The 9,983-nt window shown below is 74.8% G+C and carries 10 protein-coding genes; 4 read left to right on the forward strand and 6 right to left on the reverse strand.

Translation table 11 applies throughout. The features are described from left to right. Positions 1-158 precede the first annotated feature (158 nt). Complete coding sequence (locus VGI02_RS02370) at positions 159-1,505, forward strand: MFS transporter (protein WP_331625636.1); 1,347 nt, start codon at positions 159-161, stop codon at positions 1,503-1,505. A gap of 36 nt (positions 1,506-1,541) precedes the next feature. Here VGI02_RS02370 and VGI02_RS02375 read toward each other — a convergent pair whose 3' ends face one another. Beyond that, entirely contained in the window at positions 1,542-1,673 is a 132-nt protein-coding gene (locus tag VGI02_RS02375) for a hypothetical protein (RefSeq protein WP_331625637.1), read from the reverse strand. 370 nt (positions 1,674-2,043) lie between these two features. Here VGI02_RS02375 and VGI02_RS02380 point away from each other — a divergent pair, with 370 nt between their 5' ends. Continuing rightward, positions 2,044-3,369, forward strand: a complete 1,326-nt coding sequence (locus VGI02_RS02380) for a sensor domain-containing diguanylate cyclase (protein ID WP_331625638.1) — start codon at positions 2,044-2,046, stop codon at positions 3,367-3,369. 22 nt (positions 3,370-3,391) lie between these two features. Here VGI02_RS02380 and VGI02_RS02385 read toward each other — a convergent pair whose 3' ends face one another. Both VGI02_RS02385 and VGI02_RS02390 read right to left on the reverse strand, forming a co-directional pair. Next, a complete protein-coding gene (locus VGI02_RS02385; protein WP_331625639.1) occupies positions 3,392-4,603 on the reverse strand; it encodes an acyl-CoA dehydrogenase family protein in 1,212 nt (403 codons plus the stop codon). A gap of 32 nt (positions 4,604-4,635) precedes the next feature. After that, complete coding sequence (locus VGI02_RS02390) at positions 4,636-5,106, reverse strand: NUDIX domain-containing protein (protein ID WP_331625640.1); 471 nt, start codon at positions 5,104-5,106, stop codon at positions 4,636-4,638. A 19-nt stretch (positions 5,107-5,125) separates the two neighbouring features. Between VGI02_RS02390 and VGI02_RS02395 the strand changes: the two genes are divergently transcribed. Beyond that, positions 5,126-6,247, forward strand: a complete 1,122-nt coding sequence (locus tag VGI02_RS02395) for a carboxylate-amine ligase (protein WP_331625641.1) — start codon at positions 5,126-5,128, stop codon at positions 6,245-6,247. A 70-nt stretch (positions 6,248-6,317) separates the two neighbouring features. Here VGI02_RS02395 and VGI02_RS02400 read toward each other — a convergent pair whose 3' ends face one another. After that, entirely contained in the window at positions 6,318-7,856 is a 1,539-nt protein-coding gene (locus VGI02_RS02400) for a DUF2867 domain-containing protein (RefSeq protein WP_331625642.1), read from the reverse strand. A gap of 36 nt (positions 7,857-7,892) precedes the next feature. Continuing rightward, complete coding sequence (locus tag VGI02_RS02405; protein ID WP_331625644.1) at positions 7,893-8,108, reverse strand: hypothetical protein; 216 nt, start codon at positions 8,106-8,108, stop codon at positions 7,893-7,895. 525 nt (positions 8,109-8,633) lie between these two features. On the opposite strand from VGI02_RS02405, the gene VGI02_RS02410 reads away from it, so the two are divergent. Next, positions 8,634-8,888, forward strand: coding sequence for a WhiB family transcriptional regulator (locus VGI02_RS02410; protein WP_331625645.1), 255 nt, complete (start codon positions 8,634-8,636; stop codon positions 8,886-8,888). A gap of 83 nt (positions 8,889-8,971) precedes the next feature. Here the strand turns inward: VGI02_RS02410 and VGI02_RS02415 are convergent, their stop codons facing one another. Further along, positions 8,972-9,889 carry a DUF2188 domain-containing protein gene (locus VGI02_RS02415; protein WP_331625646.1) on the reverse strand — a complete coding sequence of 306 codons (918 nt, stop codon included), beginning with the start codon at positions 9,887-9,889 and terminating at the stop codon, positions 8,972-8,974. Positions 9,890-9,983 lie beyond the last annotated feature (94 nt).

Raw genomic sequence — 9,983 nt, forward strand, 5'->3', positions numbered from 1 at the left:
ATCACGCCCGTGGCCGACTGGTGAACCACCCACGTCCGCGGTCGCGGAGGAGTGTGCCCGGTGAGACCCCTGATGCGCCAGTGGTCCGCGTGTTCGGCGTGTCGCGCGCCGTGAATCCGTCGACCCCGCCGGGCCCGATCGCCTAACGTCATCGGACGATGGCGGAGAGCGACCGTGAGGAGGCGGAGGCCGGTCCCGACGACCGCCCCGCCTCCTTCCGCGACGCCCTCGCCGTCGGCCCCTTCCGGCGCCTCTGGGCCGGGCAGTTGCTGTCGATCGTCGGCGACCAGGTCGCCCGCGTCGCGCTGACCGTGCTGGTGTTCGACCGCACCGCGTCGGCCGCCCTCACCGCGCTGACCTACGCGTTGACCTTCCTGCCCGACCTCGTCGCCGGCCCGCTGCTCTCCGGGCTCGCGGACCGCTTCCCACGACGCGCCACGATGGTCGTCACCGACGTGGCCCGTGCCGTGCTCGTCGCGGTGATGGCCGTCCCCGGGATGCCGCTGCCCGCCCTGGCCACGCTGCTGGTCGCCGTCCAGATGCTCGCGGCCCCCTTCCTGGCCGCGCGCTCGGCGATCCTGCCGCACCTGCTCGACGGCGACCGCTACGTCGCAGGCGCCGCGCTCATCGGCACCACCTACCAGTCCGCGCAGGTGCTGGGCTTCGCCCTCGGAGGGCCTCTGGTGGCCGCCGTCGGGGTCTCCCCCGCGCTCGGCCTGGACGCGGCGAGCTTCCTGGTCTCGGCGGCGGTCCTGCGCCTCGGCGTGCCCGAGCAACGGGCCGAGGGCACGGCGGGTTCCACGACGGCGCGTTCCACGACGGCGGGCGCCGGGTTCCGCGCCTGGGCGGCGGCGGTGCGCGAGGCGGTGGCGCGCATCGGCCAGGGCGCGCGGATCGTGGGCCGCGACGCCCGGCTGCGCTCGCTGATCGCGCTCGCGTGCGTCTCGGCGTTCGTGGTCACCGTCGAGGGACTGGCCGCGCCCTACGCCGCCGAACTGGGCGCCGGGACGGTGGCGGTCGGGGTCCTGCTCGCGGCGAACCCCCTCGGGGCCGCCGTGGGGATCGTGGCGCTCACGCGCCTCGTCGCCCCGGAGGCCCGGGTACGGCTGCTCGGCCCGCTCGCGGTGGGCTCGTGCGTGCCGCTGGTCGCCTCCGCGCTGGACCCGCCGTTGGCCGCGGTGGTGGGCCTGTGGATGCTCTCCGGACTCTGCTGCGCCTACCAGGTCCCGGCCAACGCGGCGTTCGTCGCGGCCGTGCCCGACGCCCACCGGGGCCAGGCCTTCGGGCTGGCCGTGACGGCGTTGCGGGTCACGCAGGGGCTCGGGGTCCTCGTCTCGGGGCTCGTCGCCCAGCAGAGCTCGCCGTCGGTCGCGGTGGCGATCAGCGGCGCGCTCGGCGTCGTCGTCGCCCTCGGGGTCGCGCTCGCGTGGACCCGCGCCCGCGGAGCGCGCCCCGCAGGCGCCGGCCGTCAGGGCACGACGACGGGCACCTCCGACGCCGCGTGAGCAGGCGTGCGGAGGTGCCCGGTCGTCAGATGCCGGTCAGCGCCAGTTCGCGTCCCGCCAGTGCGCGTCGCGCACCCAGTTCGAGTCGTCGGCGACCGAGGGCGCGCCGCGCCGGACCCAGTTCGAGTCCCCGCGGACCCAGTTCGAATCGGAATCGGTGGTGCTCATCGGTGCTCCTTCGTGATCGCACCCCGTGACCGTGTGCGGCAGCACCCGTGCACGGCACGAGGTCCCCTTCGCAGGGAGAAATGTGACTCGGAGTGAGCGCGGCAGGCCCCGGTCGGACACCGGACCTGATCACGCTCTGCGGTCGGACGACTCCAGGGTGACTCCTGTGGCCCTCGGTCACTAGACGACGACCGGGCGTCAACCATCCAGGTGAGAAGCCACGAAAGGGTGATCCACACGTTCCGGCCACAGCAGCGCGCGGTACCGTTGACGTGACCAGGCAGGGCGTGAACGGCGGACGCGGGGGCTCCGGCCGAGGCGACCAGGGACATCGCCAGCGGCCGACTCGCGGCTTCGGAGGCAGCAGAACGTGACCGCTCCGCGCGCGCGGCCCCCGGGCCAGGACGCTCGGGAGCTCACGCGCCGCACGCGGTCCCCGGGGCTCCTCGCCCCGCTCTCCCCGGCCCGCTGGAGCCTCTGGTCGCTCCGTCCCCCCGCGCTCGGCTACGTGCTGGCCGTGGACGCGCTCGCCGTCGCCACGATCGTCGCCGGGTTCCTCTGGCGGCCGGTCAACGGCCAGGACTGGATCGTGGGCGGTCTGCTCTTCCTCGGCGCCGCCGTGCACGCCGAGGCGGCCCGGCACATCGAGCGCATCCGCATCTCACGCAACGACCGCCCGTTCATCGACCTCAAGTCGATGTGGACGTTCGCGGGCCTGCTGCTCATCCACCTCGGGCCGGCGCTCGTGCTGGTCACCGCGACGTTCGCGTACTGGTGGATCCGCAACGAGCAGCGCCCGCCGCCGCATCGCTGGATCTTCTCGTGGGCCACCGTGGTACTCGGTTCCGGTGCGGCCGCCCTCGTCCTGCTCGGTGTCGACCGGGGCACGCTGCTCGGGGCCGCGGCAGGCCCGGCGGGGCTCGTCCTCATCGCCCTGGCCGCCCTCGCCCGCTGGACGGTCAACCACGGGCTCGTCGTCGGGATCATCCTGCTGATCTCGCCGTCGTCGTCGGTGCGACGCCATCTGGCGAGCCCGGCAGACACGTTGCTCGGGCTCGGGGCGCTCGCCCTCGGTGCCGCGCTCGCCGTCCTGGCCGCCGCCTCGCCGTGGCTCGTCCCGATCCTGCTGGTCCCGGTGATCACGCTGCACCGCGGCGTCCTGGTGGACCAGTTCCGGCACGCCGCGCGGACCGACGCCAAGACCGGGCTCGCCAACGGGGCCGCTTGGGCCGAGATCGCCGCGAAGGAGCTCGAGCGCGCCCGCCGCGTCGGCACCGGGCTCGCGGTCCTCATGGTCGACCTGGACAACTTCAAGGCCGTCAACGACGCCCACGGCCACCTCGCCGGTGACGAGGTCCTGCGGGCCGTGGCCGCGACCCTCTCGGCCGAGGTCCGGGCCTACGACGCCGTCGGCCGGTTCGGGGGCGAGGAGTTCGTCGTCCTGCTCTCGGGCGTCGACTCCACTTCGGCGACCGGCACGGCCGAACGGCTGCGCAAGAGCATCGGCGCCATCGACGTCACCGTGCCCGGCCCGGGCGGCGCCTCACGCATCCGCGGACTCACCGCGTCGATCGGGTGTGTCGCCAGCCCGGGTGCGGCAGGCACGGTCGACGAGCTCGTGGGGGCCGCCGACAGCGCGCTCTACGAGGCCAAGCGTGCGGGGCGCGACCGCGTGTGCACCGCCCCGCCCGCCTGACCGCGGCGAACCCGGACCCGGCTCAGCGGAACGCGGCGAGGCCCGTCAGCGCCTGCCCGATCGAGAGCGCGTGCATCTCCTCGGTGCCCTCGTAGGTCAGCACCGTCTCGAGGTTGGTCATGTGCCGGAAGACCGGGTACTCGAGCGTGATCCCGTTGCCGCCGAGGATCGTCCGCGCCGTCCGGGCGACGTCGAGCGCCGCGCGGACGTTCGCCATCTTCCCGAAGCTGACCTGCGAGGGGTGCAGCTCGTGGGCGTCCTTGAGCCTGCCGATCCGCGCAGCCGTCAGGTTCGCCTGGTTCACGGCGACGACCATGTCCGCGAACTTGCGCTGGGTGAGCTGGAAACCGGCGATGGGCTTGTCGAACTGCTCGCGGTCCATCGCGTAGGACAGCGCCGACTCGAAGCAGGAGCGGGCCGCACCGACGGCACCCCACAGGATGCCGTAGCGGGCCTCGTTGAGACACGACAACGGCCCCTTGAGGCCGGCGACCTCGGGGAACATCGCGTCCGCGGGCAGCCGCACGCCTTCGAGCACGAGCTCGGCGGTCAGCGAGGCACGCAGCGAGAGCTTGTGCTTGACCTCGTTCGCGCTGAACCCGGGGGTGTCGGTGGGCACGACGAACCCGCGGATCCCCTGCGAGCCGGCGTCCGGGTCGGTCTGGGCCCACACGACGGCGACGTCGGCCAGCGTCCCGTTGGTGATCCACATCTTGGCGCCGTCGAGCACCCAGTCCGCACCGTCGCGGCGGGCGCGGGTCCGCATCGAGCCGGGGTCGGATCCGGCGTCGGGCTCGGTCAGCCCGAAGCACCCGAGCGCGTCGCCGGTGGCCATCCGGGGCAGCCACTGCTGCTTGTGCTCCTCGGTGCCCCAGCGGTGGATCGCGAACATCGCGAGCGAGCCCTGGACCGACACGAACGACCGGAGCCCCGAGTCGACCGCCTCCAGCTCGCGGCAGGCCAGCCCGTACGAGGTGGCGTTGGTCCCTGCGCAGCCGTAGCCCTCGAGGTGCATGCCGAGCAGACCGAGCGCACCCAGACCCTTCGCGATGTCGCGCGGGAGCGTGTTCGACTCGTACCAGTCGGCGATGCGGGGAGCGAGCTCGGCGTTCGCGTAGTCCCGCACGGCGTCGCGGATGTCGCGCTCCTCGGCGGACAGCTCGGCGTCGACCGCGAGGAAGTCAGCGGGATCCGGGCCCGGGCGAGCGGAGCGACGGGGGGAGGTCTCGGCCATGGCGGCCACGCTAGGCGTTCTCCCCGGCCGCGTCAGTGCGCCGGAGCGTGAGGTCCGCGCCAGAAGCCGGCGAACCCGGGGTGCAGATCGAGGTCGTCGACCTCGCCGAGTGGCACCCACCGCAGCTCGGTGGCCTCGCCGTCGGTGGGCTCGAGCGCCGGCGGCGGGACGGTCAGCCCAGCGTGCACCGTCGTGTAGGACCAGCCGCCGTGGTCGTCGACCGTCTCACCGCGCACGACGACGACCGCGGCGTCCAGGCCGGTCTCCTCCGCCGCCTCGCGCAGGGCCGCGTCGTGGGCGGTCTCGGCACCGTCGCGGGCTCCGCCGGGGATGCCCCAGGTGCCGCCGTGGTGGCTCCAGAACGCCCGGTGCGCGAGCAGCAGGCGTTCCTCGGCCGTGACGAGCAGGCCCGCCGCCCCGAACCGCCCCCAGTGCCGGTGGCCCTGCGCACAGTGCACCCAGCCGTCCCCGTTGGCACCCCGGTCCGCCTCGCGCGCAGCCACACCACGATGATCCCTGGTCGTGGAACCCGGTGCGCGCCGCCTCGGCGTCGAAGAGGAGATGCTGCTCGTCGACCCCGACGACGGGCGCCCGCTCGGTCTCTCGGGGGCGGTCCGCGACGCGGACGAGGCCGGCGACGAGCTCGACGGCGAGATGCGCACCGAGCAGGTCGAGACGGGGAGCACCCCGCACCACGAGGCGGACGCCCTGGCGGCGGACCTCCTCGCGCGCAGGCGGACGGCCGCCGACGCGGCGTCCTCCCAGGGCGCGGCGGTCGCCGCACTGGCCACCTCGCCCGTCGCCCCGGACCCGCTCGACCCGCCCCCCGGGCGATACGGCCGCATCCTCGAACGCTTCGGCCCGGTCGCCTCCGCCCAGCTGACCAACGGCCAGCACGTGCACGTGGAGATCGCCTCGCGGGAAGAGGGCGTCGGCGTGCTCGACCGGATCGGACCGTGGCTCCCGGTGTTGCGGGCCCTCTCGGCCAACTCGCCGTTCTGGCGCGGCGACGACACCGGCCACGCCAGCTACCGGTCCCTCGTGTGGGCCCGTTGGCCGTCCGCGGGACCCACGCCGGTGTTCGGGACCCCGGCCGCCTACGACGCCACCGTCGACGCCATGATCGCGACCGGGACGGTCCTCGACGAGGGGATGGTCTACTTCGACGCCCGCCTGGCCGCGTCCTTCCCGACGGTGGAGGTCCGGGTCGCCGACGTGGCGGGCGAGGTCGAGGAGGCCGTCGTCGTCGCCCTGCTGGCGCGGGCCCTGGTGGAGACCGCGGCACGCGCCTGGGCGGCCGGGGAACCGGCCCCGACGAGCACCGTCGAGGCGCTGCGGTTGGCGCACTGGCGCGCGGCGCGGTCGGGCTGCGTGCCGGGGCACGACGCCGAGGCCGGGGTCCTCGTGGACCCGCGCACCGGCCGGGCGTCCGGGGCGGACACGGTCGTCGAGGCGTTGCTCGAGCACGTGGACGCGGCGCTCGGGGCCGACGGCGAGCGGGCGCGGGCCGGGTGCGCGCGGGTGCTGGCCGGCGAGACCGGGGCCGCCCACCAGCGGCGGGTGTTCACCGACGGCGGCGGCCACGGCGGCGGTGGGCTGCGGGCGGTCGCCCTGGACGCGGCCCGGCGCTGCGCTCCGCGGTAGGTGGCCTGCGGCCTTGTGAGCACTTTCCGGTGTCATAGCACCGGAAAGTGCTCACAAGGCCGGAGGCCACCTACCCGGAGGCACCGACGATCCCGCGCGCCATCGAGGGGAACACCAGCGGCGCACCCAGTCGCAGCGCCGTGCCGTAGGCGACGCCCCCGAGCCCGGAGGGCCGGAACCCCACCTCGATCTCCAGCCGCGAGCCCTGGCCCTGGGGCACCACCGTGAAGCCCAGCCACAGCCGCCCGGGCACCCGCAGATCCGCGCGCAGGCGCAGCGTCCGCCCCGGCTCCAGCGCCTCCACCCGCCAGGCGTCGACCACGTCCCCGACGACGAGGTCCCGCCCGTGCGGGCGCCCGCGGTAGGCCCCGACGCCGCCGAGCAGCTGGTCCGCCCACCCGAGCGCGGTGAACACGCCCGGTGGCGTGTACCAGCCGGTGTCGCCCCCGAGACGCTGCAGCACGCTCCAGACCGCGCGCGCCGACGACCGGGAGTCGGCCTGCGTCGTCCACCGCCAGGTCGCCCCGCCGGACCCGGCCGGGTCGGTGGCCAGCGCGAGGGCCGCCGGGCGCGCGACCGCGTCGGCCCACGACGTCTCCGCCGCGTCGGGCGAGGTGGTCGTCCCGTCGTCGAGCGGGGACGCGCGTGACGGCGCCGGGTCCCGGTCCTCCGGGTCCGACCCGTCCCGGCGCCGGCCCAGCGCGGCGCGCACCGCGGCGTCGTAGGTCGTGGGCCCGTCGGGCGGCGGGCCCATCAGCGCGGTCGCCGCGGCGAAGGAGTCGCCGCACACCAGCTCGTGGCGCAGCGACTCCACCAGGGGTTCCACCAGGGTGCGCGGCAGCGGCGAGAGCAGCTCCAGGGCCGCCGCGGCCACCGTCGGCCCCCCGGGCGGGACGGGCACCGGGAGCGGCACCGCGATCCGCTGCGGCAGACCGGCGATCCGCGCGTAGCGCTGCACCAGGTCGAGGTAGGTGAGCACGTCGGGCCCACCGACGTCGAACGCCCGGTCCACCTCGGCGGGCAGGGTCGTGGCCGCCGTCAGGTAGTGCAGGACGTCGTCCACCGCGATCGGCTGGGTGCGGTGGTAGAGCCATCCGATGGCGGGCAGGACCGGCACCCGCTCGGCGAGATAGCGGATCATCTCGAAGCTCGCGGAGCCGGAGCCCACCACGATGGACGCCTCGAGCGCCGCGGTCGGGACCGGCGACGCCAGGAAGATGTCCGCCACCTCCGCACGCGAGGCCAGGTGCCGCGAGACGTCCTCGCCCGCCGGGCGCAGGCCGCCGAGGTAGACCAGCCGGCCGACGCCCGCCTCGGTGGCGGCGTCCGCCACGGCCCGGGCGGCGGCGCGGTCGAGCTCCGGGAAGTCCGAGCGCCCGAGCGCGTGCGCGAGGTGGATGACGACGTCGGCGCCCGCCACGAGCCGCGCGAGCGCCGCCGGCTCCCCGCCGAGCTCCCCCGGGACGACGTCGACCCGGTCCGCCCAGGCGCTGCGCGCGAGCTTGTCGGGCGAGCGGACGAGGACGGTGACCTCGTCCCCCCGAGCCAGCAGACGGGGAACGAGGCGGGTCCCGAGATAACCGGTCGACCCGATGACGGCGCAGCGCACCGGTCCATCCTGACGGCCGGGCCCGGGCCGCGCGCGTCACCCGCGCACGTTCGGCTTCCCCTCCTGGTCCGCCCAGCGCTGGTCGATCCCGATGATGCTCTTCCGCCCGCGCATGATGCGGGCGACCTGCCAGAGCCCGATGACGCCGAGCACCAGTCCGATGATCGGGTAGTGCAGGACGAACGCCACGAGGGCGCCCGCGCAGATCGCTCCGACGACGATGTCACGCAGTGCCAGCACGATCGCCTTCATGGGCACCCCCGCTCCCCCGTCGATGTCATGGGCGTCACCGGTCAGTGTGCCCCGCTGACCGGCCGGGCGCACGTACCGTGGTGGACCGAGGCGTTCACCCTCGGCGACATCGATCTGTGACAGGAATCACTGTTCACTCGAACGCCAAAGGCGATCACACTCGTTTGTTCTGAGCGTTGTCCGGATATTCTTCTGAGCCGGACCACGCCTCGGAGCGCTGTCCGGCACCGGAGTCCTTCGCGAGGGTGGGCAACCATCCCGGCGGGGAGCCGGAGAGGACCGCACGACGGCCAGGCCTGGAGGGCTCATCGCCCTCGTCGAGCCCTGCCGTCGGCGTCCTGACCAGGCAGTACCCACGACGACCGACCCGTCACGGCGTCACGCACGCCGGGCGCGCGAACGTGCGCGCCCACCAGAACGGCGCACCACCACGCACGACCACGCACGACCACGCACGCCACGGGCGCACCGGCCACCGGGCGCCCGACCAGGACACACACGAGCGAGGAAAGGACTGCAGGACCCATGGACTGGGAGCTCGCGGCTTGCCGCGACCACGACCCCGAACTCTTCTTCCCCATCGGCACCGAGGGCCCCGGGGCGGAGCAGGCGACCGCAGCGAAGTACATCTGCGGCACCTGCCCGATCAGCTCGGCGTGCTTGCGCTGGGCGCTCGACACCGGCCAGGAGGCCGGCGTCTGGGGCGGCACCTCGGAGGAGGACCGCCGCGACATGCGGCGCGACCGCCAGGCCGGAGGTTCGATCTCCGTCAACGCCTGACCGACAGACGAAGGGCCCGGTTCCTGATCCCAGGAGCCGGGCCCTTCGTCGTGCGCGAGGTCGTCGAGTGCGGAGCGGCGGCCTCAGCGGCGGCCGGTGACCTTCCGCGCCGCCTCGGCGAGCAGGTGTCCGCTGGTGGAGACCACCGCGCCGGTCACGCTGAACGTGGTGCGGACCGCGAAGCCCGCGACCTGACCCGCGATGCGCACCGGGTTGTAGGACGGTGCCGTGTGCTGGACCTGCCGGGAGGTCTCCTCCACGACGGCGTCGACCTTGCGGGCCTGCGCCTCCGTCACGCTGCTGATCTTGCCGGCCACGTCGTCGCCGACCGTGTTCAGCTCGCTGTCGACCCCGGAGCTGACCTTGTCGGCCCGCTCCGCGCCCGAGACGGCCGTGGCGCCTGCCTCGTCGGCGGCCGCCCCGACCGTCTGACCGGCGCGCTTGCCCGCGCCCGCGGTGTCCTTCGCGATGCGCTCGCCGGCGCGCCCCGTGGTCTCGGCGACCTGGGAGCCCGTGGTCCGCGCGATCGTCGCCGCGTCCTTGATGGCGGGCTTGGGCGCCTTGCCGTTGCGCGCGGCCTTCACCTCGCTCGCCACCCCGGACGCTCCGGCCTCGGCCTGCGCCACCGCCTTGTCGCCGGAGGTCTGGGCGCGCTCGGTGATCTTCTCGCCGGTCGCCTTGGCGTCGGAGGCGACGGTGTCGGCCGTCGCCTTGGCCTTGCCCGCGGCGGCCTGGCCGGTGGCGCGGGCGCCCGCGGCGGTGGCCTTGGCGGCGTTCTTGGCGGGCTCGGTCGAGGGGGCGCCCGACTTCACGGTCTGCGTCTCGCGGACCTTGCCGTCGGTGCCGTACACGACCACCTTGCCGCCGCCGTCCTTGGCGACGATCTCGGTGGCGCGCGCGACGGCCTCGGCCTGCGTCGGCGCCTTGGCGCTGGCGCGCTGGGCGCCCTTCTTCAGGACCTGCCAGCCGTCGTCGGTCGGCTTCACGTCACGGTCGGCCATGGCGGTGTCCACTACTCCCTGGTCTCGGATTCTGCATCCGTGTCGAGTCGGCGCGGTGCGCGGCCGACGGGTTCACGGACAGTGTTCCCCGCCC

The organism is Actinomycetospora sp. (genome assembly GCF_036497245.1).
GTDB lineage: Bacteria > Actinomycetota > Actinomycetes > Mycobacteriales > Pseudonocardiaceae > Actinomycetospora.

Bases quoted from the DNA above. Each gene is read 5' to 3' on its own strand.
- VGI02_RS02370 (WP_331625636.1), top strand. From the start codon at position 159: ATGGCGGAGAGCGACCGTGAGGAGGCGGAGGCCGGTCCCGACGACCGC.
- VGI02_RS02375 (WP_331625637.1), bottom strand. From the start codon at position 1,673: ATGAGCACCACCGATTCCGATTCGAACTGGGTCCGCGGGGACTCGAAC.
- VGI02_RS02405 (WP_331625644.1), bottom strand. From the start codon at position 8,108: ATGAAGGCGATCGTGCTGGCACTGCGTGACATCGTCGTCGGAGCGATC.
- VGI02_RS02410 (WP_331625645.1), top strand. From the start codon at position 8,634: ATGGACTGGGAGCTCGCGGCTTGCCGCGACCACGACCCCGAACTCTTC.
- VGI02_RS02415 (WP_331625646.1), bottom strand. From the start codon at position 9,889: ATGGCCGACCGTGACGTGAAGCCGACCGACGACGGCTGGCAGGTCCTG.
- VGI02_RS02385 (WP_331625639.1), bottom strand. From the start codon at position 4,603: ATGGCCGAGACCTCCCCCCGTCGCTCCGCTCGCCCGGGCCCGGATCCC.